Origin of the sequence: Pseudomonas brenneri (genome assembly GCF_007858285.1) — a bacterium.
Taxonomy (GTDB): Bacteria; Pseudomonadota; Gammaproteobacteria; order Pseudomonadales; family Pseudomonadaceae; genus Aquipseudomonas; species Aquipseudomonas brenneri.
On record NZ_VFIL01000009.1, the window covers coordinates 204,242 to 229,120 of the forward strand.

The 24,879-nt window shown below is 56.6% G+C and carries 26 protein-coding genes, 1 tRNA gene and 1 pseudogene; 21 read left to right on the top strand and 7 right to left on the bottom strand.

The features are described from left to right. Window positions 1–918 precede the first annotated feature (918 nt). From FJD34_RS28105 to FJD34_RS20510, 18 genes are all read left to right on the top strand, one after another. Window positions 919–1,086, top strand: coding sequence for a hypothetical protein (locus tag FJD34_RS28105; protein ID WP_157695996.1), 168 nt, complete (start codon window positions 919–921; stop codon window positions 1,084–1,086). A gap of 1 nt (window position 1,087) precedes the next feature. Further along, complete coding sequence (locus FJD34_RS20430; RefSeq protein WP_090292719.1) at window positions 1,088–1,387, top strand: helix-turn-helix domain-containing protein; 300 nt, start codon at window positions 1,088–1,090, stop codon at window positions 1,385–1,387. Next, window positions 1,384–1,902, top strand: coding sequence for a Rha family transcriptional regulator (locus tag FJD34_RS20435; RefSeq protein WP_223232734.1), 519 nt, complete (start codon window positions 1,384–1,386; stop codon window positions 1,900–1,902). The genes FJD34_RS20430 and FJD34_RS20435 overlap by 4 nt, the downstream gene beginning before the upstream one ends. Beyond that, window positions 1,899–2,378, top strand: a complete 480-nt coding sequence (locus FJD34_RS20440; RefSeq protein WP_146552262.1) for a hypothetical protein — start codon at window positions 1,899–1,901, stop codon at window positions 2,376–2,378. Before FJD34_RS20435 ends, FJD34_RS20440 begins: the two co-directional genes overlap by 4 nt. After that, complete coding sequence (locus tag FJD34_RS20445) at window positions 2,375–2,638, top strand: hypothetical protein (RefSeq protein ID WP_090292721.1); 264 nt, start codon at window positions 2,375–2,377, stop codon at window positions 2,636–2,638. Before FJD34_RS20440 ends, FJD34_RS20445 begins: the two co-directional genes overlap by 4 nt. After that, complete coding sequence (locus FJD34_RS20450; RefSeq protein WP_090292723.1) at window positions 2,635–3,144, top strand: hypothetical protein; 510 nt, start codon at window positions 2,635–2,637, stop codon at window positions 3,142–3,144. The genes FJD34_RS20445 and FJD34_RS20450 overlap by 4 nt, the downstream gene beginning before the upstream one ends. 100 nt (window positions 3,145–3,244) lie before the next feature. Continuing rightward, the gene (locus FJD34_RS20455; protein ID WP_090292725.1) at window positions 3,245–3,532 is read left to right on the top strand and encodes a hypothetical protein; all 288 of its coding nucleotides are present in this window, start codon (window positions 3,245–3,247) and stop codon (window positions 3,530–3,532) included. Continuing rightward, the gene (locus tag FJD34_RS20460; RefSeq protein WP_090292727.1) at window positions 3,525–3,752 is read left to right on the top strand and encodes a hypothetical protein; all 228 of its coding nucleotides are present in this window, start codon (window positions 3,525–3,527) and stop codon (window positions 3,750–3,752) included. The genes FJD34_RS20455 and FJD34_RS20460 overlap by 8 nt, the downstream gene beginning before the upstream one ends. Further along, on the top strand, window positions 3,749–4,630 hold the full coding sequence (locus tag FJD34_RS20465) for a toprim domain-containing protein (RefSeq protein WP_090292728.1): 882 nt from the start codon (window positions 3,749–3,751) through the stop codon (window positions 4,628–4,630). Before FJD34_RS20460 ends, FJD34_RS20465 begins: the two co-directional genes overlap by 4 nt. After that, entirely contained in the window at window positions 4,617–6,410 is a 1,794-nt protein-coding gene (locus FJD34_RS20470) for a DUF927 domain-containing protein (protein WP_090292730.1), read from the top strand. Before FJD34_RS20465 ends, FJD34_RS20470 begins: the two co-directional genes overlap by 14 nt. Further along, window positions 6,407–6,769, top strand: coding sequence for a hypothetical protein (locus FJD34_RS20475; protein WP_146552264.1), 363 nt, complete (start codon window positions 6,407–6,409; stop codon window positions 6,767–6,769). The genes FJD34_RS20470 and FJD34_RS20475 overlap by 4 nt, the downstream gene beginning before the upstream one ends. Then, complete coding sequence (locus tag FJD34_RS20480) at window positions 6,766–7,074, top strand: hypothetical protein (protein ID WP_090292731.1); 309 nt, start codon at window positions 6,766–6,768, stop codon at window positions 7,072–7,074. The genes FJD34_RS20475 and FJD34_RS20480 overlap by 4 nt, the downstream gene beginning before the upstream one ends. Beyond that, a complete protein-coding gene (locus tag FJD34_RS20485; RefSeq protein WP_090292733.1) occupies window positions 7,071–7,679 on the top strand; it encodes a hypothetical protein in 609 nt (202 codons plus the stop codon). Before FJD34_RS20480 ends, FJD34_RS20485 begins: the two co-directional genes overlap by 4 nt. Before the next feature lie 106 nt (window positions 7,680–7,785). Beyond that, window positions 7,786–8,166, top strand: a complete 381-nt coding sequence (locus FJD34_RS20490) for a hypothetical protein (protein WP_090292735.1) — start codon at window positions 7,786–7,788, stop codon at window positions 8,164–8,166. A gap of 8 nt (window positions 8,167–8,174) precedes the next feature. Continuing rightward, the gene (locus FJD34_RS20495) at window positions 8,175–8,753 is read left to right on the top strand and encodes a tail assembly protein (protein ID WP_090292737.1); all 579 of its coding nucleotides are present in this window, start codon (window positions 8,175–8,177) and stop codon (window positions 8,751–8,753) included. After that, entirely contained in the window at window positions 8,750–9,334 is a 585-nt protein-coding gene (locus tag FJD34_RS20500; protein ID WP_069868864.1) for a tail assembly protein, read from the top strand. Before FJD34_RS20495 ends, FJD34_RS20500 begins: the two co-directional genes overlap by 4 nt. Window positions 9,335–9,378: 44 nt before the next feature. Continuing rightward, on the top strand, window positions 9,379–9,813 hold the full coding sequence (locus FJD34_RS20505; RefSeq protein ID WP_090292741.1) for a hypothetical protein: 435 nt from the start codon (window positions 9,379–9,381) through the stop codon (window positions 9,811–9,813). A 129-nt stretch (window positions 9,814–9,942) separates the two neighbouring features. Continuing rightward, complete coding sequence (locus FJD34_RS20510; RefSeq protein ID WP_090292743.1) at window positions 9,943–13,560, top strand: SIR2 family protein; 3,618 nt, start codon at window positions 9,943–9,945, stop codon at window positions 13,558–13,560. A 504-nt stretch (window positions 13,561–14,064) separates the two neighbouring features. Here FJD34_RS20510 and FJD34_RS20515 read toward each other — a convergent pair. Continuing rightward, window positions 14,065–16,530, bottom strand: a complete 2,466-nt coding sequence (locus FJD34_RS20515) for a P-loop NTPase (RefSeq protein WP_090292745.1) — start codon at window positions 16,528–16,530, stop codon at window positions 14,065–14,067. 1,538 nt (window positions 16,531–18,068) lie between these two features. Here FJD34_RS20515 and FJD34_RS20520 point away from each other — a divergent pair. Together FJD34_RS20520 and FJD34_RS28895 are read left to right on the top strand one after the other, a co-directional pair. Next, complete coding sequence (locus FJD34_RS20520; protein WP_090292747.1) at window positions 18,069–18,293, top strand: hypothetical protein; 225 nt, start codon at window positions 18,069–18,071, stop codon at window positions 18,291–18,293. A 731-nt stretch (window positions 18,294–19,024) separates the two neighbouring features. Continuing rightward, window positions 19,025–19,213 (top strand): annotated as a pseudogene (locus FJD34_RS28895) (hypothetical protein); the annotation flags it as partial. Between the two features lie 140 nt (window positions 19,214–19,353). On the opposite strand, the gene FJD34_RS20530 reads toward FJD34_RS28895, so the two are convergent. Continuing rightward, complete coding sequence (locus FJD34_RS20530; protein ID WP_090292749.1) at window positions 19,354–19,587, bottom strand: hypothetical protein; 234 nt, start codon at window positions 19,585–19,587, stop codon at window positions 19,354–19,356. 343 nt (window positions 19,588–19,930) lie between these two features. After that, window positions 19,931–20,006: transfer RNA gene (locus FJD34_RS20535), tRNA-Thr, on the bottom strand. Window positions 20,007–20,347: 341 nt separating this feature from the next. Here FJD34_RS20535 and bcsQ point away from each other — a divergent pair. Further along, a complete protein-coding gene (bcsQ, locus tag FJD34_RS20540) occupies window positions 20,348–21,187 on the top strand; it encodes a cellulose biosynthesis protein BcsQ (protein ID WP_090292751.1) in 840 nt (279 codons plus the stop codon). Between the two features lie 230 nt (window positions 21,188–21,417). Here bcsQ and FJD34_RS20545 read toward each other — a convergent pair whose 3' ends face one another. The 4 genes from FJD34_RS20545 to FJD34_RS20560 form a co-directional block, all read right to left on the bottom strand. After that, window positions 21,418–22,641: a methyltransferase gene (locus FJD34_RS20545; protein ID WP_065944502.1), complete on the bottom strand. Its 1,224-nt coding sequence runs from the start codon at window positions 22,639–22,641 to the stop codon at window positions 21,418–21,420. Then, a complete protein-coding gene (locus FJD34_RS20550) occupies window positions 22,622–23,311 on the bottom strand; it encodes an ABC transporter permease (protein WP_032862362.1) in 690 nt (229 codons plus the stop codon). Before FJD34_RS20550 ends, FJD34_RS20545 begins: the two co-directional genes overlap by 20 nt. A 38-nt stretch (window positions 23,312–23,349) precedes the next feature. Next, window positions 23,350–24,045, bottom strand: coding sequence for an ABC transporter permease (locus FJD34_RS20555; protein WP_032862323.1), 696 nt, complete (start codon window positions 24,043–24,045; stop codon window positions 23,350–23,352). 73 nt (window positions 24,046–24,118) lie between these two features. Continuing rightward, window positions 24,119–24,871 carry an ABC transporter substrate-binding protein gene (locus FJD34_RS20560; protein WP_032862321.1) on the bottom strand — a complete coding sequence of 251 codons (753 nt, stop codon included), beginning with the start codon at window positions 24,869–24,871 and terminating at the stop codon, window positions 24,119–24,121. Between the last annotated feature and the right edge of the window lie 8 nt (window positions 24,872–24,879).

Sequence of the window (24,879 nt, forward strand, 5' to 3'; positions counted from 1 at the left end):
TTATCGTCAGAATATCACCGTCAAATCTATGCATGATCATTGCTGGAACCTATTGAGGCCCTCATACGCCCCCCCTGAGACCCCCATGCTTAGGGCATTTAGAGCGGTCAGACAAACGGTAGGGGGATATTTTTTGCGCTTTCCCCAATACATAGTCGAACGTAAACGGACGTGTTGGTACGTGTTGGTACATGTTGGGCAGTAGTTGGGAGATTGTTCCATGTGGAACAGTGCAAGTAATCCACACATAGTCGGCAAAAAACTGTTTGGTGTTTTTTGGGTGCCCCGTTACCATGCGACCACGCCTAGAGCTTTCTACCAACAAATGAAACGCCATCGAACATTGTTGGTTAGAGTTTGCTGTTAGAATCGCTGACAGTTGGAATTGCAGACAAAAGAAAGCCCCTGGTCTTCGACCTCCAGGGGCTGCTCGGAAAAGGACGCTCTAACGTCCTCTGCATACCGGCTAGGCCAGCACGCAACGCCGAGGGAGAAGCATTTTGACGGGCTTCGATGAATTTACCGTAAAAGGTAAACTCGGGCGGACTGTAGTACCGGAGGGAATAATGCGCTACTGGTTTTTTATGCAGTGGTGCTCTTTCCGATGACTTGCCACCTTTTGACCTGTTCACAGGTACGGGTGGTCTACAGGACGATCCTCTCGGTTTTTCAATTCGGTTTATTGAGAAATCACCAATGACATCAAATGTCGCCCGCATCACTGATGTACCCAACCTGCCGATCCCTGGCACTCGCGCAACCGCAGCTCAGCTCTGTGCCCGCTATCAGGTCAGCCGTTCCACTTGGTGGCGCTGGTCTAAAACTCCAGGCTTCCCTGAACCGATCCGTTTTGGTCGTTCAGTCCGCTGGGAGCCTGAGTCTGTGGAATCCTTCCTGCTCAGTCAGGAGGCTTAACCCATGATGACCAATCAACTCTGCGCTGACGCGGGGACAGGATCGCTTTGTCTTGAAAAAGCGGCTTTACCCCTTCCTGTACCCTTAAACGCTTTGGTGCTTAATCGTCGTTTAGTTTGCCGCCATCAATTCGTCCATCCCGAAGCTGACTCTGATAGTGGGGTGGCCTGACATGGAAAAGATCCTGCATTCCGAGAAGAGTTACTCGGCGCAAAGCATCAGCGACACCAGTGGTAGCGCCCAGCGCATGCGCCTTTTGGCTTACCTGCATCTGCATGGTTCGATCAACACCTTCCAAGCCATCATGTTTCTAAACATCCTGCGTCCTGGTGCGCGAATATCTGAGCTGCGTGCGCAGGGGCACGGCATCGTTACCCACCTGGGTACGCTGAAGGATGACCAAGGCCGCGAGCACCAGAAGGTTGCGACCTACTACCTGAGTACTGGTCCAGTGCAGAAGGTGGCGTCATGACGACCAAGATCATTAAGCCGATGGGTGAGGGTGGTCCGGGAAATCCGCGCATCGCCGTTACCGATTACCAGGGCGAACCTCGTGTGGACAGCCGCTTGCTGGCTGAGCAACTGGGTAACAAACACAAGAACTCGATGGCGCTTATCGAGCGCTACCTGGCGAAATTTGAAGAGTTCGGGGTTGTTCCTTTTCAAACGGAGAAACCCTTGGTCGGAACTGCCGGTGGTAGGCCGGAGCGCTTCGCCCTGCTGAACGAAGATCAAGCGTTCTTCCTGCTGTCGTTGTCCCGCAATACCGACCGCGTTGTGGAACTGAAAGCGAGCCTCATCATGGCGTTTCGCGAAGCTCGGTATGGGCACGCCTGCCAGACGTTGGAGACTCGCAAGGAGGAAGCCAGCAGCAGCGGTCGCCGGCTGGCCCATTGGCGATATGACAAGCCGGGGATGTATCTGCATGTCGCTCATCTGAGGGAACAACTGAAGCTGCCACTCGATTCTGAGGACTTCCGCCCATGACGGCTATTCTCATGATCAGCGATAAACGGTCGATATCTTTTGTTGCAAGCAATCGTGCTCGTCGGTATGGTTCGCCCGTCACTGCAAATTCAGTGACCGGGCTTGGTAACCCGATCAGCAAAAGGCGCAACAGCGCCCCCATTACGATTGCAGGCGCTTTTTTTGTGCCCGCAGTTACGTGTTATGGCGGCTGTGCGTGGGAGGCATTCGTGCCTGCCGGGTTCCTTTTGCCCCGGTTTACCAACCTGCGCACAGCTGCCACCCATTCGCTTGGTAACGAACGTGGCAGCTCCTCAGCAGAAGGAGCTACACCGATGAAACACGCCCTCATTCCATCCGCAATTCGCGCATTTGCTCACCGCCGCATGGCCCTGAGCGCCCTCCGCGCAAACTCATCACTCTCCGTTCGCCTCGCCCGTTACAACTCCCACATGGCCATCGCTCGTACCCTGGAGTCTGCTGAGGGTGCGCAATGAATACTCCCGCCCGCACCATCCGAGAAATCGCCCACGACACGCTTGAGGATCTCGAGAGCGCCCAGATCGCCCTGCGCAAGGTTGAGGCCGTTCTCTATGCCGCATTGGCAGACAGGGGTACGAGTCAGCACGTCCGCAATCTGGTAGATGTCGCGTGGAACCTAGCCGCTGACGGCGCCAACACCGCCGACTGCAACCGCGAGCAAATCGTCGCCGCGCTGTCCGGGTGTATTGCGCTGGGCGCCGGAGGTGATCAATGAGCCGCTCCTACAAGGCAATCGCCGAGACTGCCGTCCAGGATCTGTACGAAGTGACCAGCGCCTTCGATAGCGTGCGCGCAATCTTCACGCTGATGCTTGAGACCTTCCCCGAAGACAGTACACCTCACGCTTTCGCACAGTTGGGCACCCTCGAGATAAGCGACTGGAACACCAAGGTTTATCAGTGGTGCGAGTACATGGAAAACGAGCTGGATGATGCGAACGCCGAGGCGCAGAAGGAATCGCCATTGCCCCACTACCTGCTGGACCTGCGCAGCAACGAAGTGGCCGAGGTGATTTCTGCCGAGCGCACACACGCTACCCGGTGGTGGACGCACTTGAACGAGATGCGGCGCCGCAAGGAACTGCCTGACTGGGTGGCGGCGGGAGTCGGCACGCATGATGAACACGATCTGATGCTGGAAAGCCGGAAGGCCGTCAATCAAGCCCTATTCGGATCGGACGACCTGGGCGGCGCTCAGCAATACCGCGAGGTCGCCCTATGAGCCAGCACATGCGTTCACATTCGATCCTTTTTATCAGCCCCACATTTTGTCCACCGCGTACTCACGCGAACCGCCGACGCACTGACCTAAGAGGTTAAGCATGAAAATTCAAAACGGCGCATCTGCGTCGACGGGATCGGCTTGCCTGAAAAAAGCCGCCGAACTGTTTTACATCACGCACCCGAAGGTGCCCAAGGCATTGCTGGGACCGTTCTTGACCGAGGCCGACGCTGAGTGCGGGCGCGTTGTTATGCGCAGTGCTGACGCCCAGGTGACGGCCTGCCTGGTTGATTCAATCGACGACATTACCCGCTGGCACGGTGTGAACAACGGTCAAGTTTGCCGGGCCTTTGCTGGCGCTAATCGCCGGGAGGTCGGCCATGGGTAACGTGACCCCAATCAAACGCAAGGGCAGTGGCGGCCCACCCGCTGCTGGCGCTCATATCGACAGCGCCAGCTATGTGCTGCTGGTGGAAACCCTGGTCGGCTTCCTGGAGCTGCGTATCTCGGAAGGCGACCAAGGCCGCCATTGTGATGAGCTGGAGCGCCTGACTCAGAAACTGGAGAGCTTGGCCAAGCGGTTTACCCCGCCGAAGGGGGCCGCATGACTGACGCAACGATCCTGTTCCGTGATGCGCTCCAGGCCGTCTATGGCCCTCTCGACTGGCTACCAGAGCCCGACGGCACCATTCACCGGTTTCACGTCCCAGGCGACAAGGCCGGTTCCTCAAATGGCTGGTACACGTTGTTTACTGACGGTATCGCGTCCGGCGCGTTCGGCAGTTGGAAAGCCGGCGGCGCCAGCACCTGGTGTAGTCGCGAACCAGTGGACGCCCGCGAAGCGGCCCAGATCCGCGAGCGAGTTGACCTTTCCCGGCGCCAGCGCGAAGCCGAGCAACACCGGCGCCAACAGCAGGCAACAGAGAAGGCCAACCACTGGTGGAGCAATACGCGCCGTGCCTCACCCGACCACCCGTATCTGGTAGCCAAGGCGGTTCGGCCCTACGGCCTGCGCCAGCGTGGCGCTGACCTGCTGATCCCGCTGTACCTAGATGGGCGCTTAGTCAACCTGCAAAGGATCGGGCAGGAGGGAGACAAGCGCTTCCTGTTCGGCGGCCGTATCAAGGGCACCTATTCACCGCTGGGCATCATCGAGCCAGGTTCTGTTCTTTGCATCTGCGAAGGGTGGGCGACGGCCGCCAGCCTCCACCAGCACGGCGGCTATGTCGTTGCCGCTGCCATGAACGCGGGCAACTTGATCCCGGCGGCGATGGCACTTCGCGCTCGCTACCCGGGCCAACCAATCGTCATCGCCGGCGACGACGACCGACTCACCGATGGCAACCCGGGTCGCGCAGCGGCAAACGCAGCGGCGGCGGCCGTGGGTGGCCAAGTGGCTTTCCCTGAATGGCCGGAAGGCGCTCCCGAGCACCTCACCGACTTCAACGACCTCGCCAACTGGAAACTCGCCCATGTCCAAGCCTGACACTAACGTGATCAACCTTCGGCCGGACGCCGCGACCATTGCGCCAGATCGCCCCTGCTGGGCGGTGTATGAGCATTGGGTGATCAATGAGAAGGGCCGCAAGCTGCGCCCGGGCGTTTACTGGCATAGCTTCAAGCGCGCCGCCGCTGACCAGGACGACGCCGAGGGCGATACCGGCGACCGGCCAATCACAGATGAGTGGATCTCCAGCCCTGTCACAGTCGTGGCCCGAACCACCAACAGCGACGACGGCAGCGAGGGGCGGTTGCTGCGCCTGGTAACTGAGGGCGGCATCAAGGAATGGATCATCGCCATGGAGGTGTTCGGCGGCAGCGGCGAGGACGCCCGGCGCGCCTTGTTCGGGATGGGCGTCATCATTGCCCTGAAGAAGCGCGGCACGTTCATGGAGTACCTGCTCGACCAGCATCCTGCAGAAGTGTTTGCCACCACCAGCCGGCCGGGCTGGCATGAATCGGGAGCGTTCGTGCTGCCTGGGCGGACTATCGGCAGCGCCAATGTGCGGTACCAGGCCAGCAACAAGGCTCAGGTACTTTTCAGCCGGCGCGGCGAGCTGGCGCTGTGGCAATCGGAGGTGGCCGCCAAGTGCGCGGGCAACCCGGTGCTGACACTAGCGATCGGCTGCTCACTGGCCGGCCCACTGCTGAGTTTGGTGGGCGTGCTGGGCGGTGGTGTTCACCTGGTGGGCGATAGCTCGAGCGGCAAGTCGCTGGCGCAACTGATCGGGTCGTCGGTATGGGGCGACCCGGGCGTGTTCGCCGCCAGTTGGGACATGACCAAGGGTGGCCTGGAGATCGAAGCATCGAGCCGCAACGACACCATCCTGCCCTTGGATGAGATCAAGCGCGCCGACCCCAAGCGCGTACAGGAAATGGCCTACTCCCTTGCCAACGGCCAGGGTAAAGGCACCATGACCCGTGAGCGCGAAGGCCGCGCCAAATTGAGCTGGCGCCTGCTGACACTCTCTAGCGGCGAGCGCTCACTCTCTGAACACGCGGCCATATCAGGCAATGCCGCCCACGCTGGCGCCGAGTTGCGCATGGTCGACGTGAACGCCGGTACTCGGACACACCGGGCGTTTGACGAATTGCATGGGCTTGAGGGAGCGGACTTTCACCGGCAGCTCACCGTGGCGGTCGGCGCCCACCACGGCCACCTCGGGCCAGCCTTTGTCGAGAAGCTGCTCGAGAGCGACGACCGGGCCGGCCTGCTGGAAGACTTCGCCGGGGTACGCGCCAGCTTTGTGGAAGACAACGCCCAGGCAGGCCGGGTGGCTGATCGGTTTGCTGTCATCGCGCTTGCCGGCGAGATGGCCATCGCCTACGGCCTGCTGCCATGGGTGCCGGGTACCGCCCTAGCTGACTGCCGCTTGCTGTACGGCGAATGGCTCAGCAGGGTGGGCAGCGGCAACGCAGAAGACCGACAGATCCTGGCTGGCATCCTGGACTTTATCGACCGCCACGGTAGCAGCCGCTTTTCAGATGTCGACGATCAAACGCCTGACACCAAGGTGTTCAACCGGGCCGGTTACTGGGAGCTGGTGGGCACCAATCGCCTGTACCTGTTCAACAAGCCGGCGCTCATCGAGGCGGCGCACGGCTATGGCCTGTCTCGCATCATCAAGGCTCTGGAGAGCGCTAACGTCCTCGCACGCCGTGACAACGAGCGTAAAACCAAAAACTACCGACTCCCTGGTGGTGGCCAGGCGCGTCTCTATGTGATCGACCCAGACATCATGGATCGTGAAGGCGGTGGCGCATGAACGTCACTCAAAGACCAGCAATCCAGATTGCCCAAGTTCACAGGAACCTAGAATCACTGGCAACAGTGGCAACACCGGCAACGGCCTTGTGTGGCGTGGCCTACAGACGTTGCCACCCTATAAAAAAAGTGGCAACAACTGGCAACGCACACCTCATTTTCAACATAAGAGACCCACATTTTCCCTTCATTTGGTTATCACTGTTGCCGGTAAAAAACCGGTGGCAACAGTTTGGCAGCATGGGCAACGCCTGGAGGCCACGGTTTACGGGGCTGTTGCCATTGTTGCCGCTGTTGCCGGTGATTTTGAAATCACAGGAACACTGGAATACCAGCGATCAGACCGAGGTGACGCCATGAGTCTCCTTTCCGGCCTGCTCGATCACATGCCGCCAGCTATCGCTGGGGTCGACTCGCCAAAAGTGGATAACCGGCCTCGTCCGCGCCTGGTGCTGGCCAACCCTGTCGAGCGCACTCACCGACTCATCACAAGCCCACACGCAAATGCCGCCACCGCCACGCCCGAATGGCGTCAAGCCCGTGACCAATACCTCAACCACATCATGGTGTGCCGGAGCTGCTACGCGCCCACCGGCCGCTATTGCACGGCTGGCGCCAATCTGCGCGCCAGCTACGACGCCACACCTATGGAGGCGCACCAATGACGCCCAGCCTTATCACCCGCTTATGCACCATCGCTTTGAAACCAGGCGTCAGCGCCACCACGCAGCTCATTACAACCCGGCGCATCTGTCGCGCCATTGCTGAACAGCTCGAGGTTATCCGCAGCGAGCGGCGAGCGCTTCGCCGGCAGGCAGGCAAGTTGAAAGCATTCCTCCCCTTCACCCGACAGGCCATTGCGGAATTGGAGGAGCAGGCCCGCGAACACCAGGAGGCAACCCGCAGCGGAGCGTGGAGCGCACTTGCGGGGTTTGGCCAATCACTGATGTTCGACCGTGAGGGGCTGGCGCAGGCGCTGGGATTCGACCAGGTGTGCGACCTGCTGGGCGTCAACCCAGTACATCGCCAACAGCCCGGCGCAGACGGTGACACCAGCCTTCGCGGAGTGGCCTACCTATCCCAGCTAGAGGACAGCGCCGACCGCAAGAGCAACGAATGGGGCGCCGGTGGCCCGCTGTATCGCGCCTGCCACGCCGCCATGATCCAGTTCATCAGGGAATGCCCAGAAGACCAACTACCCGACCCATTCGCCCCTGGCGCACCGTTCGGCCCAAAGCTGCCGCCCGTCCTGAGCATCGTCAGCAAATGACCATTTTCCGCGCCACGTTTTGCGAGTCACGAAAACGTGGCGCGACACAGAGCAACAACAACGGGCGCCAGCCCATGACCAGCGCCAGCGGCGTACAGAGGAAACCATGACAGATCAAGACACCACCACGGCGGGCCATACGCCCACCTATCAGGAGCGATTCACCGACGCATGCAACACGCAGAAATTCAAACCCTACGAACTGATTCAAGGGCCAGACGCAGGCTACTTGGTGTGGGAGGTCCAGCAAGTCCGCAATGGCCAGCAAGTGACCATCGACGGTCCCTACTTCACCGAGGAAGAAGCACGGGTTTCGGCGGACCTTATGCGGGGAACATTCCGCGGCGCCAGGGCAAGCGAAACGATCTACAACCGGGTGTGGAACTACGACCCGCGCCAGGAACAGCTGACCATCGACCAGGCGCATATGTCGCGCGCACTGCTCGCCGTTCGCCTTGGGCTATCTGCCCCTTCGATCACCGTATAGGAGGCCCCATGGCCGCTACAGCATTCGATAACTCCCCTATGACCACCATCAAACTCTACGGGCAGCTCCGGCAGTTCGGCAGGTCCTACGATCTTGCAGTGCGGACGCCTGCGGAAGCCTTGAAGGCGCTGTGCGTGCAGATTCCCGGCCTTGAGCGATTCATCTCAAACGCCAAGTCACGCGGACTAGTGTTCGCCGTTTTCCGAGGAAAGAAAAACATCGGGGAGAGTGAGCTCAACTACCAAGGCGATGGTGACATCATCATCGCCCCCGTGGTCGTCGGCAGTAAGCGGGCCGGTATCTTGCAAACGATCATAGGGGCTGTACTGATCGTAATGAGCCCTTTCACAAATGGTGCAACCCTTGCGCCGGGTATCGCCTTGGCCGCCGGCGGCGTAATTCAGATGTTGAGCCCGCAAGCCCAGGGTTTGAAGTCCAGCGCCGCGCCCGAGAACACACCTGGCTATGCTTTTGGTAGTGCGAAAAACACCGTCGCGTCGGGCTTGCCCGTGCCTCTTTGCATCGGCCGTCGCCGCTGGGGTGGTGCGATCATTAGCGCCGCCATCTATGCAGAGGACCGGGTATGACCGCGATCGAGTACACCCCAAAAACAACCATCCTACTCAGCGGCTCTTTGGCCAAAAAGTATGGAAGGAGACACACCTATGCACTTTCCGCTCATGGCGATACGAGGGAGGCATTGAGAGCAATCGATGTAAATCACCCTGGGTTCTTGGGCGACATCGCCCGAGCGCGCTCTATCGGCCTGGAGTTCGCAATTTTCCGCAACAGGAAGAACGTAGGCGAATCCGAGCTGACACTCGGCGGAGCCAGGGAGATACGGGTCGTCCCCGTGATCACCGGTAGCAAGCGTGCAGGGATACTTCAGACCATCATCGGAATTGTGTTAATCGTGGCCAGTCCGTTCACCAACGGCGCTACGCTTGCCCCAGGGATTGCTCTCGCTGCTGGAGGTGTTATCCAAATGCTCAGCCCGCAGGCCGGCGGCCTCAAGACCAGTGCCGCACCAGAGAACACCCCCGGGTACGCCTTCGGCAGCGCCAAGAACACCACGGCAAGTGGTAACCCGGTGCCGCTCTGTTACGGCAAACGGCGGGTAGGCGGAGCGATCATCAGTGCTGCCATTTACGCCGAAGACCAGATGTAGGGGGGGCTGGTGTAAAGTGATCTATCAACCACGGAGGAAGAAATATGCACAGGATTTTGCTCGCCACCGTCACCTTCGCACTACTGGCCGGATGTTCAAGCACACCAGTAGAGCCTGGCTCTGCAAAGCGGGTGCCTGCCGACAGGGTCTACGCCTATCAGTCAGACCTCCCTGGTGGTGCGATACTGGCAGTTAGTCGAGACAATGGTTTTTGGGCGTCTGGCGGCTGCTTGGCCACCGTGCTCATCGACGGAAAAAAGGTCGCCCGCATCGACACCGGCGAAATTGTTAAATTCAAGGTCAAGCCAGGTCGGCATATCGTTGGCATCGCCGGCGATGACGAAGGCAACGGCCTCTGTGCAATGCAGATTGGTCAGCCGGTGAAGGAAACGGCAGCCGAGGTAAGCTCAGGAGAAACCCAAAAATTCCGAATTTCGGGTACTCAGAACGGAACGGACATACGCCCCAGCTCCATTTAACTGACTGATCGAAACAGACGATATGGTCTCACTCAGACCAAATCGTCTGTCTCGCTGACCACCTCGCCCGCGATGATCAGCAATGAGAGTAGCGACCGAAGCGGCATTACTACTTAGAGGCCCTACCTCGTGAGCATCCGTTTTTCTGAAGAAGGACCTGCATTTCCCGAAACATTGGTAGACGCCCTGCTGGCTGGAGAGGTGGTCTTTTTGTGCGGGGCAGGTGTAAGCGCGCCACAGCTGCCAGGTTTTGGAGATTTAGTCCAACAATGCTTTGACCGACTTAATCTGAAGCAGAGTCGGTCCGAACTTGCATCATCAGAAGCAGGCCGCTTCGAAGAGGTACTAGGCTCCCTTAGCCGTCGGATCGTCAATCCAAGGGATATGACACGCGCGCTAGTTGACCTGCTGCAGGCACCTAAGCCTCCCGATTTCACTAATCACACTACGATTTTGCGATTATCGCGGTACATCGATAACAATCCGTTAATAGTCACAACTAACTTCGACACAATGCTTGAAAAGGCACTTCATCACGCTGACAACATCGTAAACGTACAGAAGCTTAGTTTTGCTGGACAGGATCTTCCCGCGCCAGGAAGCGCTGACTTTCGGGGGATCATTCACCTCCACGGACGCATTGCAGACGATGCGATCGGGCTGCACCAGACGCCGCTAGTAGTAACGAGTGCAGACTATGGCGATGCCTATATGCGGTCAGGATGGGCTTCTCGCTTTCTTTTCGACTTATGTCGCTGCAAGACAGTAGTTTTAGTGGGTTACAGCGCAGGGGACGCACCAGTACGTTATTTTCTAAACGTCCTAGAAGCGGACCGCGAACGCTTTCCGGATTTACGACCTGTTTATGCTCTAGACGCAGTTGAAGCTCGAGACGCTCCGGACGCACGCTGGGAAGCTCTCGCAGTCGAACCAATATGCTACGAAAAAACCTTGGATCTAAGGACCGGTCGCCTCGGTCATCGAGCGTTATGGGAAGACCTTGGCCAATTAGCAGACCTAGTAGAGCGCCCCCGCTCGACCAGACAAGCGTTGGCGAAGATGATCCTTTCCCAACCTTGCGGTTCCAGCACCCAAGCCGAGCGCGACAAAATCTGCTGGCTGTTCAAAAGTAAAAATGATCTAGCTTCTATTGCAATCAATTCGATTCAAGACTCGGCATGGATTGATTTTTTCCTCGAACGTAAGCTCTGGAATGGCGATCAATCCTCTTGGATATTGGCTGCTTGGCTTACTTTGGACTTTGAGTCTCGAGATCGATACTTGCTAGCCCTTAAATGGATGAAGACGTTTGGCAAGTCGCTCGCAAACGAGATAGCAAATCGTGTTGATAACGCAAGTGGATTGCCTGATCTATGGATACGCGCATGGCGTCTCCTAGCTGCTAATCCGCCGTCCTCTGGCCGCTTGGAGGCAGAGCACCAAATTTACACCCTGCAAGCGCGCCTTAGCAGCGCGGTGGTTCTTCATACCGATCTCCTCGCAGCAGTTGATTTAATTACCCCCGTCCTTCGCCTCGAAGGCGCGCGAGCATTCCCTCCGGAACAAGAACGCGTTCAGATGCCGAAGCAGATCTCGGATCTGATTCGGCCAACCTTTGACCTACGAGACTCTGGCGGTTCCACTGAGTTGGTAGATGCATTGCTGGCGCAGCCACAGCAAGCAAAGATAATGAAGTTAGCGACCGCAAAGCTTCGGGATTTTCTCGCATTATGCATCGATTGCGGGGCGCTTGAGGCTGACTACGACAGCACTGACTCCGCCGTTCCCTCAGTGGAACCTCATGCACAGAATGAGCATCATGACGGGCCTATACTCCTGGTAAATATTCTCGCGCGTCTTCTGCCGCAGGTTGCCAAAACGGATGTAGATATGGCTCGGCAGATTGTTGGTGAGTGGCGGCTCATGCCAGGAATGCTAGCTGTACGCCTATGGCTTCACGCACATCGGAACGCAGCTATCTTTACAGCAGACGAGGCAATTAGCGGGCTCAACGCTTTGTCGCTTGCTCAGTTTTGGCAGGTGAAGCGCGAACTTCTTTTGGTGATACGCGAACGCGCCGCTCAGGCTAGTCAAACGTTGGTCAGAGCACTCGAGCAGCGGGTGCTGAGTGAGGGCGAAAAATACTTCGAACGCTATTCCGTAGACAAGGGGCAGATCGACTGGAGAAGCCATGCTCGTGACTCTGATGTATGGCTTCGCCTGAAGATGTTGGAAGCAGCGGGAGTTTTGTCTGATACAGGAACCCAGGAACTGTCAGCAATTTTAAAACGTCGCGGCTATCTCGATCGGGACGTGGAGGAGCGTGACTTCTTTAGATCTTATTCAAGCGGCGTTCGAACAATTGTCGGCGATGCCAAGCCAATTATTTCGGTTGCAAGCGACCAGCGTCTCGAGATCGCGCAGGCAGTTATACAAAGCTTCGACATCGAGAAAAGAATGGGCTGGAGCGCCTACTGTATTGGTGATCCGGAGGGTGCATTCGACACACTGAGAAATGCCCCCCTTGACGAAATGAATGCACCACTGTGGAACGATTTGATAGGTGCCTTGACTTTCCCACCAAGTACCAGCAACGGGACGACCTCAGAACTTATCACTCGATTTTTTCAACGCTTGGAACACGCTGAACCTGCGTTTCTGGCCATTGTGATCGAACGCCTGGCAACCCTTTATGCGTTTACCCCTAGGCCAACAAGCAATAGCGTATCGACGTGGTGGCAAAGACTATTCTTAATCGCCAACGGACAAGGCACAGAACCATTGGAGCTCGGGGGGCAGCTTTATGAAGATGCGATAAGCTCACCCTCCGGCAGATTAGCTGAAGCATTACTCTCTGACATACAGGCTGCGCAAAAAGCTTTTGGTGCGGTGACGGAGAGTCATCTCAGGTCGATGGAAAATGTTGTTCACGCGAAAGGAAAGCAGGGGGCATTTGCACGAGCGATTTTCGTCAATTCGCTGTCGTTTGTAGTCGCCGTAGCGAACGATAAAATTTGTAGTTACCTTGATGACGCCCTTGGCCAGACAACCGATGAGGGGCAAGGGTTGCGGGCGGTATTAGTAAACCAACCTCGTACCTCGAGATCAGTCTCTAGCAAATTCTCCGCACACATTTTGAGAGGCCTTTTAGAGGTTGAAACATCGAATCATCAGACTAAGGCCGCCGCGGCAAAGATCATTGCGCCAGCGTTATCAATAATTCGTGAAGACAGTGATTTTGAGGCCTGGGGTATCAACCTAGCGGATGTTGCTCACACTCTCCGTAGCTGTTCAGCCGCGTTGCGAGAAAGCGTTGTGGAGTTACTCACTCAGTGGATTGCAGAGATCGAAGGTGACCCAGCTGAAGCATGGCGTACAAGCATAAGCCCTCTCCTTGAAAGTGTATGGCCGCGAGAGCGCGTACTGCGTGAAAGCACGCTGACCGGCCCCTTCGCGAATCTAGCAATCAAGTCAGGAGACGCCTTCCCCGAAGCACTTGTTCAACTGCTTCCTTATGTCACGCAGGTTCAAGGGGCAGGAAGGGTGTTCGCATTAGAGCGATCAGAATGTCCGGAAAAATTTCCTCGCGAAACGCTGACATTGTTGTGGCGCCTCTATGGTCCGGGCAGTACTCACAATCTCTATGGGGTTCCCAAGCTGTTGGACCGTTTGATTCTAGCTGAGCCGACGATTGAGCTTGATAGGCGACTTCAGTCTCTAGATTATCGAGCTGAGAGATATGAATAGAGCCAAGAATTGCCCAGTCTTTCATAGACACCGAATGTTCGCGACGGGTCTAAACCTGCCGGTATCCACCTCCTGCCAATCATCCGACTGATCCGGTAACCGCCCGAGTAACCACCAAAAGTAACCATCTCGCATGGTTACCATGAATCTAGGGGCTCTCTATCACTAAGGCGCCCGCCCACCCTGACAATTGTTAACAGGGCGACAGGCTGGCCAACCTCCCGAGGGACTAATTTTTGCTAACAGGCGGCGAACGTTGCCACCGGTTCCAGGCCGACCTGATGTCAACATCGAGCCTGGTCCCGCACTCGATCCGATGTCAGGTTTTGTCAGGTTTCAGTGATCGCCCGATGACAGGCTTTGACAAGTTCTCGACCTGAAAAAAGGTTAAGTTTTGTTAGGTCGCTGGCGCATACCAAACGGCAGAAATCGGCCAAAAGCAGACATTCATCTATGGCTGCTTTCGACCTTTAACTGCGACCAACCGGACTTAATAGACTATTTTTAATCTGCTACGGCATTCAGAATCCATTGACGTTGAAAATTTTCTAACGAAGATTTGCCTTGGTCATCAAAAATTAACGACTTGGCATTTTCTGCGGCCTTCATCCAACTCTTCCATTGCAAAGATAACGCATCCATCTCACCGCTAAAGTGAGGAGACTTCATAGCCCGAAGCGCGTAGGTAAAGAAGGTAATGTAAGGATGCTCCCACTCCAATCCGTTTTGCGTGGAAAGTTCTCTGGAGATTTTAAGCTCACTCACTCCTTCCCAGAAGCGCTCGACGCCAACTGAATCTTTTCGATCTATCCCTATTCTTACGCAGATTTTACCAAGAGTAGTATGCGGAAATGGGTCATGTTCAAGCAGTGCTACAGCTTTTTTTGCATAGGAATATGCAAGAATTTCCTGGCTCTTATTACTTGCCAATAGTGCTCTCTGCTCCCAAAATCTTGCGTTCCAACCGCATACGGATTCTAAGCTAGAGTACCAAGCATCTGCACTAGGCCCCATATCTTTTTCGATTGTGTCATGATCCATTAATGCGCGCATGATTAGGTATGGCAAAGTCCGGCGAGCTATAGTCTGAGGAACTACCAGTGGCGCAAGTGCGCGCACAATAATTAATGAAATCTTATGTTTTTCACCCCTGCCAATTTGACCCCATACAAAGTCAGAAAACGCACTACTGCGAAGCCTTAACCCCCTATCATCTAAATAGCCGATTTGTCCTATAGCTGTGTCTTGATCGAAAACATCCTCTAGCTTTCCCTTTGAAAGGAAACTATCAGCCAAGTCGAACGGTAAAGAGTACCCGAACCGGTGAACTGCGGCGGCGGCTACTATCAGTTCTATTAAACCATGTGGCAATGAGTTTGGATTCGCAAGCATTTCAACAATTGCATTTCGATAAGAGTGAGCATTCTCTAAACTTTCCAACCACTCAAGCAATTGCCCCGAATAATCTGACTTGAAGTCCTTCCATGCTTGACTAATAGTCAAAGTGCTGCGCGTTCCCAATCGGCCTTTGCTGCTTCGCTTTGAAAAAATATTGGCAAAATCTATTCTGACAAGCGGCTCTAGCGAGCATTCCAAACGATCCGCACCAATTACGTCAGCTCTCACGGCGCGAACTCTGTGAGAGTCGCATGTAGCAACAATGCGAAGATCATGCTTGTTTTCTATTGCGAGGTTTATAGATGACTTCAATGAACTTGAAAAATCTGCACAGTCGTCGAAGATGAACGCTACCTTAGTCGATTTTGCATACTCAACTATGTCAGCATCGTTAAAACGCTCTTCGCCTCTAAAGAACCAAACTTCATAGCCTTTGTCTATTAGTTCTTTCGCTGCCCGAAGTGCAGCGGCTGATTTCCCGCTTACAGATCCGCCATAAATTAATGAAAGTTTAACAGCTGGTTTCGTAGTAGTCTCTGTGAGCCACTGTGCGCTATGCAGCGCCGCTAATAGTGGAGCATCTAAGTCTTGAAGTATATGAACCCACTGCGTTTCCGCTGACGCGTAAAAATCTAATACTTTCCTTGGGACAATGATATCCAGCGTAAGCTGCTTAAACTTAGCTCTGACTTCTTCACGAGCAGCCTTAAATTCTTTACTTACAGTTGGATTGCGCCCCTTCCAATCAAGCAGGTCCTTCAGCAACGCCTCAAAAAAATCCTTTCCGTTCGCAGCAATTGGAATAAGTCCCTGGCGAGCAAATCGAGTAACTTGTGCTTCGGTCATGCTATTTAAAACTATTACAGAAGGACAGCCGCCTCGATCTCTGGACCGATTCCCAAACTCAAAGACAGTTATTAAATCAACCTCTTCTTGAAGCCTTGCCCCGCAAACGATAAACGGCTTTTTTACCCATTCCGATCTAAACTCTGCATGCCAACCAGGCGTGCTCTCATTACGGGAAGCGTATTCTTTTAGCGAAAAGATAAGATGATCCGGTTGCTCTGATAACTTGGATGCCTTTCCGTGAAGGTAGACAACTTGTAGCTCTTTTTTCTCTAGAGAACGTGGCTTATATGGCTCACACCAAAGAAAAGATTCAAGCTTCGGTATTGAGCCGCGTATCTTTGACCTGTCAAGAATATCATCGATATTTAATGTCCAAATCCTTTTCCAATGTAGGTCGTGGAGCACGCGCTGCCAAGTTGGTCTACACCCAACAAACCTGCCACTCAGAAAACTATTCAAAATTGGCTTATTTTTAGGAGAGCTTTCAAGGTCCCCATAGACCAATGGTAAATTCCATTGCTCTGAATCATCCAGTCCCAACTTAAAATTTTCGTTTAACTCACTAGCTAAACCCGCGCCGCCCTTGAGTTCAACGCCATCTCCGCCGAAAGCTCCAATGCTTCCTCCAGCCCCCAACAGCAAATTCATCGCGCCATTTGCAACAGCGGTAACAATCAGCAAAGCGTCCTCTTCACTAATATTGAACTGATCAACCAACTCCATTTGCAGCTCCTGTTTTACATTATAGCGCTATTGCAGTGGCGCTTTATTAGCAGTTCCGCCTCACTAAAAAGCATGAGACATGCTCCACGCCGAGGCATTCATTTGGTGTGAAGGATAGGCATACGATTAACACCGGTGCAAGCTAAGAGCTAGCGCGTGGTTCTGGCTTACGCTCGCTACATACCGATCAGATGTACGAAAAGGAGTGGGGAATCACTTGAGCCAAACCTAGCGCTTGCGATGTAGCCCACGAGCCCTCTGCACTGACAAGGTTCAGGCTAGGACGAAAAACTTGATAATGGGACTAGGAGGGACGGGCTGGTGCTTGGCATTCCCCCTTCCAAAGCCCAGCTGTCGTAAGTCTTCGTACTGAGGCGAAACGCCGCCCTCTAAAAAATGGTAGCTTTTGGCCGATTTCTGCCCTCGGTAAAAAGCAGCTTTGGGTCGAAACCTGCCAGTATCCAACCAGGTATCCAGGGTTTGGCACTGATCCACCCCGGATACCCAGTGTGGTGACCAAAAGCGGTGACCGCCACCAGTGACCATTTTGTGCTGGTCACAACCATCAGGATGCCCAGTTTGCGAAACAACCCCATGGAAGGCTCGCGTCAAGTGGTGGTCGACGCGGTTTCGCGCAGTGTTTCGCGCACGCTCGTCGCGCACTTGGTCAATGCGCGAAGCTCTCACCCGCCAAGGTTTCACGCACCCTTCACGCAGCATATTCACGCACTGGGCCGCGTGATGCTCCTGGCGGCCCGCAGATACTCAAGCCTCAGCAACGGCCTCTGGACTGCGCAGTAACTGCGCAAATTGCGCGCAGGAAGTACGCAGCTCAGTACGCACGGTTGGTACGCATTTGGGCGCGTACCGATAGCAGGTTCGCACTGAGGTTCGCACCCTCTAACGCGAACCTGGTGCGAACCAGGCCGCCAGCCTGTTATCAAAAGTTATGGTTGCCAGGCGCTGGTTTCCACTGTGGTTTCCAGGGTTTTACAGTGGTTTCCACTGGCAACCTGGCCGGGCCCAGACCAAACCCACGGCGCGGGGTCGACTGGCCGGCGCGCACGATCCGCGCCAGCATTGAGTGTTGAATTCAACTCACCGTGTAGATCGCAACATGCTGGCGCCGACTATTACTTTGACCACACTTTGACGGAATGCGAAGCAGGCGTCAGACCAAAACCACGCCGGGTGGGCGTCTGAGGCTTATCGCGTGGCCAGCCCGTCAAACAAGCGCACCTTGACCGCTGATACCCCTGACAGACCCCAGACGGATACGGCGCTTTCGGCCCGCCTACTTTTACCTGGCTTTTACCTAATCGCTGGCGAATGTGAGACAGGCATGAGACGGATTCGGCGAGCGTGACCGCCTGAGAACCCGCAGCGGCAACTGCGGGCGGGGCTCACGCATTAGATGCGGGGAAATCCCGTATCACATCGCCAGGCCAATTTTCCGCAAGCAGACGCAAACCACGTAAACGTGATTCTAGGCATTCGCGGCGCCGGTGCTACGCTCTTTCGAAACACGGAGAACCACCATGACGGATACAAAACTGATCGCCAACCTGTTCGACCGCCTCAATCAGAACCAGCTCGCCTTGGGCGCCGCGGTGGAGGAGCTTTCCAACTGGGTCGAACAGCGCGGGTCGGCGGACATTGCGAACAACGTGCGCGGCGCGCTGGAAACGCTCGACCTGAACCTGGTGTTCATTCGCCAGGGCATTGCTGAGTTGGCCGTCGCGGGCAGCCTGGGCCAGTCGTGACGCTGGTTAGGATTCTGGACAGGCTCTGGACGGCTGGAGAGGCCACAGTCTTCCGGCCCGGTCCGCAGGCCAAAGCCAGCAAGGGCTGATGGCAGATCGGGCATGCGGCCGGATATCTACCTCGTCCAGAAACAGGGGCGAGCCGCGACATTCACTGACGGGAAATCCTTGACCAGCCTTGACGAAATTCTTGACAGGTCTTGACGGATTTATCCGGCGCCATCAGCGGTTGGCGCGCTGAAAGCCACGCAGTTCAAGGTTTTGCGAGCATTCGGGATACTTGACCAGCACCAGCCCCGTCTAAAATTCGGGAGGCGGCCGTCAAGGTGGGTGTTCGATAAATATCCTGGCGCGATGGGGTGGTGAAACGCCGGGCCAGATAAATCCTTAGCGCGCCAGGCAATATTAGACAGGCCCTAGACGGATTTTCCCCGGCGGCTCACGCGCAAACAGCCCAAAACTCAAGTATTACGCCGCCGCCAGCGTGAAAGGTGTTGTGTTGGCGCTTGGTGCTCGTCAAGTATTTTCCGGGGCTTCCCGCGACCTGACAGCAGGTCGGAGCAGGTGGTGAACGAGTTGTTCACTCTGGAGCGGAAACCGGTCGACTTGCCAGCTTGGCCAGCCACCGGTTTCTAGGTAATCGTTCGCGTTCCGCTGGTAACATCTGCAGGTCATTTGCTGGCCCTGCTTCATTCCAGCGCCAGCATCAGGCGCGCACGGAGGATAGAGCCGTGTCCCTTATTGAGTGTGATTATCTACCCGCTGACAAGGTGGTGTTTCCGCCGGAGCTGGCGCTGCTGATTGTCAGGAAGGCTAGTGCAATGGCGGCAGTATTCGAGGAGCAAGCGCTCGACCAGCTCACGAAGGACGCCCTGCGGGCACTCTCCCAGGGCGTGGAGCCTCGGCGAGTCATCAGGGAAACGCTTGTAGCGGGGCGGCGAAACTACCGGAACTCCGGTGGTCATCATTACCTGCCCTACGGAAATGGAAGGACAGATAGCAATGCCAGAGTGGAAAAGCAGAAAGCTGTCCGGCATTTACTCCGCTTGATGTGCGGACTTCATAAGTGATCAAAGTTGTAGTCATTCGCTATAGCGTATGAATGCATGAGCTCGCCCAACTTTTGCCAAGAAAGGGTCTGGTTATCCAAAGCGGCGCTGAGAATATCTAGACGTCTCTCGCTCATCTGCTCCACTGGCGTCAACGCCAACATCTCATCAATCAGATCCTTGGCCTGCTTACAGAGCTCTAGGGCCACAACCACCTGCTGCTTCAAGCTCAACTCTTCATTCATATTCAGATCCATCCAAATTGATCGTCATGACAAGAATAGTATTGTGGAGTACTGCAGGGCATCGAGAAAGCTGAGCATAGCTTCTGGCTTTGAGGCAGAACCAAGCAAAAGCGCCTATAAGCCTTCTTACCAAAGGTAACAGCCCGTGAGCGACCACTACCCTGATCCGGGGGGGTGATGCACGAGGTATAGGTGACTGAGATGGTTTGTCGTGCGAATGACTGACGTAGGGTGAATCACCAGTCCTCAGGCGAAACGGGGAACGAACGGGGAAAATTTCTACTGGAAGAAGCCAAAAACGAAAAAGGCCCACCTTGAGGTGAGCCTAAGTCGTTGTTCTATATGGTGCCGGCACCAGGAGTCGAACCCGGGACCTACTGATTACAAGTCAGTTGCTCTACCAACTGAGCTATACCGGCGTGTTAGGGCGACGATTATAGCGATTGGAAAGGTTCTGTAAACCCCTGAATTCTGACTATTTTTCAGATCGCGGTTTTTCCGCTGCCGGCTGCGCTTTCCAGCGGATTCGTGGGGGTGAGATCCTGCTGTGGTAGCGGATAAATACTCGCCATTAATTTGACAATTTGCCGTTCGTCGAAATGGATCCAATAGAAAACACCAAAATAATGACACTTTCATGCTCCTGTCCCACACTGCCTAAACAACAAGTGCACCTAAAAGGTGCCGTGACAAGGGAGGATGGTCTGTGAGCCAGGACGACAAACGTTTTGCAACGAATACTGCCCGTCATGATCAGCAGATGACGTCGACGCTGCAGTTCTTCGAAGATACTCCCATCGCAGATGCGCCCTGCGCCGCTGAACAACCCCAGCCAATTGCTTTGCCAGCCTGCCATGCGCGGGTTGTGGTGTTGGCGTCGGTCAACGGTGGGGTGGGGCGCAGCACTCTGGCGGCGGCGTTGGGCAGTGGCTTGCAACGATTGGGGCGTGCGGTGACGGTCCTGGAGCTGGACCCGCAAAACGCCCTGCACCTGCACTTTGGCCTGCCTCAGGACACCCCGGGCATCGGCCGCGCCAGTCTGTGCAATCAACCGTGGGATCACCTCGTCCAGCCCGGTTTCGCTGGCTGTCGGGTGCTGGTTTTTGGCGAGACCGACCTGCAACAGCAGGAGGACTTGCAGCGCTGGCTCAAGCAGGACCCGGATTGGCTGGCGCAACACCTGTCGCGCCTGGGCTTGAGTGAGCAGGACATGGTCATCATCGATACCCCCGCCGGCAATAACGTTTACCTGCACCAGGCGTTGCATGTCGCCAATAGCGTGGTGGTGGTTGCCCTGGCGGACGCGGCGTCGCTGGGTGCGCTGGAGCAAATGCAGCGCTTGCTGGCGCCGTACCTTGCGCGGCCGTCGGCCCCGCGTTGCCACGTGTTCGTCAACCAACTGGATGAAGGCAGCGCCTTCAGCCTGGATATGGTGGAGGTCTTCAAGCAGCGCCTTGGGGAAAACGCTCTGGAAGTGATCCATCGCGACCCGCTGATCAGTGAGGCGCTGGCCTTTGGCGAGGACCCGCTGGACAGCGAGGCGGCGAGCATGGCCTGTGACGATATCCATGGGCTGTGCCAGCGATTGGATGGTGCTTGAACCGCGTCTTATACGGTTAACCGCAGATGCTTATGCACAATCTGTTGGTTGGACAGAGGTTGAAACAGCCATTTTGTGGAGCTGTTCTCATTACGCTGCAACTGCCTGTTTTGCGTGCGTTTTATTTTGTGAACAAAAAATGACCAGTCAGCATTTTTGCCTGTAGCGCCCGCTTCTACGGCGTCCTACAGAATTTCATCAACAGAGTTATCCACAGGGCGCATTGCCCTTTAATCGCGCTCGGCAAGCACCATCAGGTTGCGTGGTGTCAGGGCGGTTTCGCAGAAGTGGCCGACTTGAGCCTTGTAGCCGTTTTCCTGAAGAAACAATGCCCGATCCAGAACCAGCCACAATTCCAATGGGCGACGAAACAGGCCACGCACCAGTTCCAGGTTTCGTACGTGGGCGAGGCGTTGCCAGCCGTGCTGTTCCAGCGTGACCCAGTCCTGTTCACCTGTGGATAACCCTTTGAGCGCCGCGAGGTGCTGGCAGTAATCGGCGTAGGGCCGATTCAGCCATTCGCTGGGCAACGAAGGCGTGGGCAGGTACTCGTCGCTCCCGCGCAGTTGCCGCTGTAACAGGTCGAAGCCCAGGCGCCGGGCCATGGAGGTGTCGCGTTGCAGGCGCACCCGCAAGCCTGCGGTGACGGTTTCGCTCAGGGGCAGGCCAAGGTCATCCCGCGACAAACGTAGCGCCGAAGCGCGGGCCGGGGCCGACAGGGCCTGGTAGTGTTCGCTGGCGATGCGGTTGTAACAGCAGGGCGCCACGGCCAGGTGCTGGCAGCCGGCGGCGCTGGCCAGTTGCAGCAGGCGCACGTGCAGGTCGCCACAGGCGTGCAGGGCGACCGGGGTGTGCTCGCGGGTGAGTTGCTGCACGGCGCTTTCGGCCATCACGTCTTGCTGATGGTGGCGGGCGGGCATTTGATGGTGGTCGCTGAGCGCCTGGCCTGCGGTGATCAGCGCCGGATCGTACTCCAGGCAAGTCAGGTCTTGCCCTGGTTGCAACAGCCGACGACCAAGATGGCCTTTGCCGGCGCACCAGTCGAGCCAGTGGGTGGGGCGCTCGGCAAAGTGCAGAGCGGCGCCAAACGCCTCGATCTGCTGCCATTTGCGCCCGGGCACGTCCACATTCAGGCGCGTTGGCGGCGCATGTAGCGCCCCCGACGGTAACTTATCCACAGCACTCAGACGCGTCGACAGCTCCGCCCATTGGCGAAACGGCGCTGGCGCCTGTAGTTCGGTGGGCAGGTTGTGGTTGCTTTCGGCCTCTGCCAGCGAGCGCTGGCGCAGCCATTGGGCCAGTTGTGGATGCTGGGTTTCCCAGGGCAATTGCAGATGGGTAAAGGGCCGTGGTCGCCACAGCCCTTGATGCTCGGTAAGGAACGCATCCAGCGCGAGGAAACGGGCCAGCAGCCGCTCGCCCGTTAACCTGGTATCAGCGTCCCTGGCAGGCATCGACCCGCAACCAGCGCTCCAGCAGCTTGAAGCCGCGCACCAGCACATAGGCCATCAGCAGGTAGAACATCCCGGCGGCAAAGAAGATCTCCACCGGCAGGTAGGTACGGGCAATGATGGTACGGGCCATGCCGGTCAGTTCGAGCAAGGTCACGGTACTGGCCAGGGCGCTGGCCTTGAGCATCAGGATCACTTCGTTGCTGTAGGCCGGCAGGCCGATCCGCGCGGCACGCGGCAGGATGATGTAGAACAGCGCCTTGGGCTTGGACATGCCCAGCGCCCGCGCCGCTTCGATTTCACCGGGCGGGATGGCCTGGATCGCGCCGCGCAGGATCTCGGCGATGTAGGCGGCGGTGTGCAGGGTCATGGTGGCGGTGGCGCACCAGAACGGGTCCCGCAGGTACGGCCACAGGGCGCTTTCGCGCACGGCGTCGAACTGCGCCAGGCCGTAGTAGACCAAGAACAACTGCACCAGCAGCGGTGTGCCGCGGAAGAAGAAAATGTAGCAGTAGGGCAGGGTACGCACGTACCACAGGCGCGAGGAACGGGCGATCCCCAGGGGAATCGCCAGCAGCAGCCCGGCGATCACTGCGATGGCCACCAGTTCCAGGGTCAGGGTCGCACCCTGGGCCAGTCTCGGCAGCCATTTGATGATCACGGCCCAGTTCAGGCCCAGGTCGAAATGCGACAGCCAGCTGTAGTCGCCGTTCATTGTGTGCTCCTCGCAAAGCCGCGAGCGGCACGTTTTTCCAGGAAGTACATGCCGGCCATGGCCAGGACGGTGAGGCCCAGGTACATAAAGGCCGCGACCATGAAGAAGGTGAAAGGCTGCTTGGTGACGGTCACGCCGATCTGCGCGTGGCGCATGATTTCTTCCAGGCCGATCACCGAGACCAGCGCGGTGTCCTTCATTAAGATCATGAACAGGTTGCCCAGGCCCGGCAGGGCGATGCGCCACATCTGCGGCATGATCAACCGGGTGAAGATGCGCAGCTTCGACAGGCCCAGGGCAACGCCGGCTTCACGGTGACCCTTGGGGATCGCCAGGATCGCGCCCCGAAACACTTCGGTGGCGTAGGCGCCAAAGCACAGGCCCAGGGCGATCACCCCGGCGGCGAAGGCGCTGAGCGACAGGTCGGGGTTGCCGAAAAACTCCCCCAGGGCCCGCATCATATTGACCGTGCCGAAGTAGATCAGCAGCACCCAGAGTAATTCGGGAATGCCACGGACAAGGGTCGAGTAAGCGCCGCCAAGCCATTGCAGCGGCTTGTACGGGGAAGTCTTGGCCAGGGCGCCGGCGAGGCCGAGCACCAGCCCCAGGCATAACGCCGTGAGTGCCAGTTTGACGGTCATCAGCGCGCCGGCAGCGAGTGCGGGGCCGAATCCGTAGAGATCGAAATTCATGGTTTAGTCATATCGCGCAAGGCTTGCTAAAAGCCGGCACGCTCGGGGGAGCGCGCCGGGCAGGCCGATCAGATCATTCGATGCTGAAAGGGAAGTACTTGTCGTTGATTTTCTTGTAGGTGCCGTCGGCCTTGATTTCCGCCAGTGCCTTGTTCAGGCGCTCGCGCAGCGGGTCGCCCTTGCGCACGGCGATGCCGATCTTGTCGCTTTCTACAACCGGATCGCCTTTGAACTCATAGGCCGAACCGTCTTTGCTCTTGAGCCACTCGTATTGCACGTACTTGTCAGCGAGCATCCCGTCCAGGCGCCCGGAAGTCAGGTCGAGGTAGGCGTTTTCCTGGGTGTCGTAGAGCTTGGCGGTGGTGTCTGGCAGTTTGTCTTCCAGGTAGGTACCGGCCAATGTCGCGCGTTGCGCACCAATGATCTTGCCTTTGAGGTAACCAGCGTCGGTCTTGAAGTCTTTGATGGATTTTGCCGCGATGAATTGCAGCTTGTTGGAGTAGTACGGGTCGGTGAAGTCAACGGCTTGCTTGCGCTCGTCGGTGATCGACAGCGACGACACCAGGAAGTCGAACTTCTTGGCGTTCAGGGCCGGGATGATGCCGTCCCAGTCCGATACATACACTTCGCACTTCTCGACTTTCATCTTGGCGCACAGGGCGTCGCCGATGTCTTTGTCGAAGCCGACAACATTGCCGCTGGCGTCTTTATTGTTGAAGGGCGGGTAGGCCGCTTCGATCCCCATTTTCAACGTCTCGGCCATGGCCGTGGCGCTGAATGCCATGGAAACGGCGGCGGCCAGGAGGAATTTTTTATAGTTCTGCATGCATGTTG

Bases quoted from the DNA above. Each gene is read 5' to 3' on its own strand.
- FJD34_RS28105 (WP_157695996.1), top strand. From the start codon at position 919: ATGATGACCAATCAACTCTGCGCTGACGCGGGGACAGGATCGCTTTGT.
- FJD34_RS20430 (WP_090292719.1), top strand. From the start codon at position 1,088: ATGGAAAAGATCCTGCATTCCGAGAAGAGTTACTCGGCGCAAAGCATC.
- FJD34_RS20435 (WP_223232734.1), top strand. From the start codon at position 1,384: ATGACGACCAAGATCATTAAGCCGATGGGTGAGGGTGGTCCGGGAAAT.
- FJD34_RS20440 (WP_146552262.1), top strand. From the start codon at position 1,899: ATGACGGCTATTCTCATGATCAGCGATAAACGGTCGATATCTTTTGTT.
- FJD34_RS20445 (WP_090292721.1), top strand. From the start codon at position 2,375: ATGAATACTCCCGCCCGCACCATCCGAGAAATCGCCCACGACACGCTT.
- FJD34_RS20450 (WP_090292723.1), top strand. From the start codon at position 2,635: ATGAGCCGCTCCTACAAGGCAATCGCCGAGACTGCCGTCCAGGATCTG.
- FJD34_RS20455 (WP_090292725.1), top strand. From the start codon at position 3,245: ATGAAAATTCAAAACGGCGCATCTGCGTCGACGGGATCGGCTTGCCTG.
- FJD34_RS20460 (WP_090292727.1), top strand. From the start codon at position 3,525: ATGGGTAACGTGACCCCAATCAAACGCAAGGGCAGTGGCGGCCCACCC.
- FJD34_RS20465 (WP_090292728.1), top strand. From the start codon at position 3,749: ATGACTGACGCAACGATCCTGTTCCGTGATGCGCTCCAGGCCGTCTAT.
- FJD34_RS20470 (WP_090292730.1), top strand. From the start codon at position 4,617: ATGTCCAAGCCTGACACTAACGTGATCAACCTTCGGCCGGACGCCGCG.
- FJD34_RS20475 (WP_146552264.1), top strand. From the start codon at position 6,407: ATGAACGTCACTCAAAGACCAGCAATCCAGATTGCCCAAGTTCACAGG.
- FJD34_RS20480 (WP_090292731.1), top strand. From the start codon at position 6,766: ATGAGTCTCCTTTCCGGCCTGCTCGATCACATGCCGCCAGCTATCGCT.
- FJD34_RS20485 (WP_090292733.1), top strand. From the start codon at position 7,071: ATGACGCCCAGCCTTATCACCCGCTTATGCACCATCGCTTTGAAACCA.
- FJD34_RS20490 (WP_090292735.1), top strand. From the start codon at position 7,786: ATGACAGATCAAGACACCACCACGGCGGGCCATACGCCCACCTATCAG.
- FJD34_RS20495 (WP_090292737.1), top strand. From the start codon at position 8,175: ATGGCCGCTACAGCATTCGATAACTCCCCTATGACCACCATCAAACTC.
- FJD34_RS20500 (WP_069868864.1), top strand. From the start codon at position 8,750: ATGACCGCGATCGAGTACACCCCAAAAACAACCATCCTACTCAGCGGC.
- FJD34_RS20505 (WP_090292741.1), top strand. From the start codon at position 9,379: ATGCACAGGATTTTGCTCGCCACCGTCACCTTCGCACTACTGGCCGGA.
- FJD34_RS20515 (WP_090292745.1), bottom strand. From the start codon at position 16,530: ATGGAGTTGGTTGATCAGTTCAATATTAGTGAAGAGGACGCTTTGCTG.
- FJD34_RS20520 (WP_090292747.1), top strand. From the start codon at position 18,069: ATGACGGATACAAAACTGATCGCCAACCTGTTCGACCGCCTCAATCAG.
- FJD34_RS20530 (WP_090292749.1), bottom strand. From the start codon at position 19,587: ATGAATGAAGAGTTGAGCTTGAAGCAGCAGGTGGTTGTGGCCCTAGAG.
- bcsQ (WP_090292751.1), top strand. From the start codon at position 20,348: ATGACGTCGACGCTGCAGTTCTTCGAAGATACTCCCATCGCAGATGCG.
- FJD34_RS20545 (WP_065944502.1), bottom strand. From the start codon at position 22,641: ATGCCTGCCAGGGACGCTGATACCAGGTTAACGGGCGAGCGGCTGCTG.
- FJD34_RS20555 (WP_032862323.1), bottom strand. From the start codon at position 24,045: ATGAATTTCGATCTCTACGGATTCGGCCCCGCACTCGCTGCCGGCGCG.
- FJD34_RS20560 (WP_032862321.1), bottom strand. From the start codon at position 24,871: ATGCAGAACTATAAAAAATTCCTCCTGGCCGCCGCCGTTTCCATGGCA.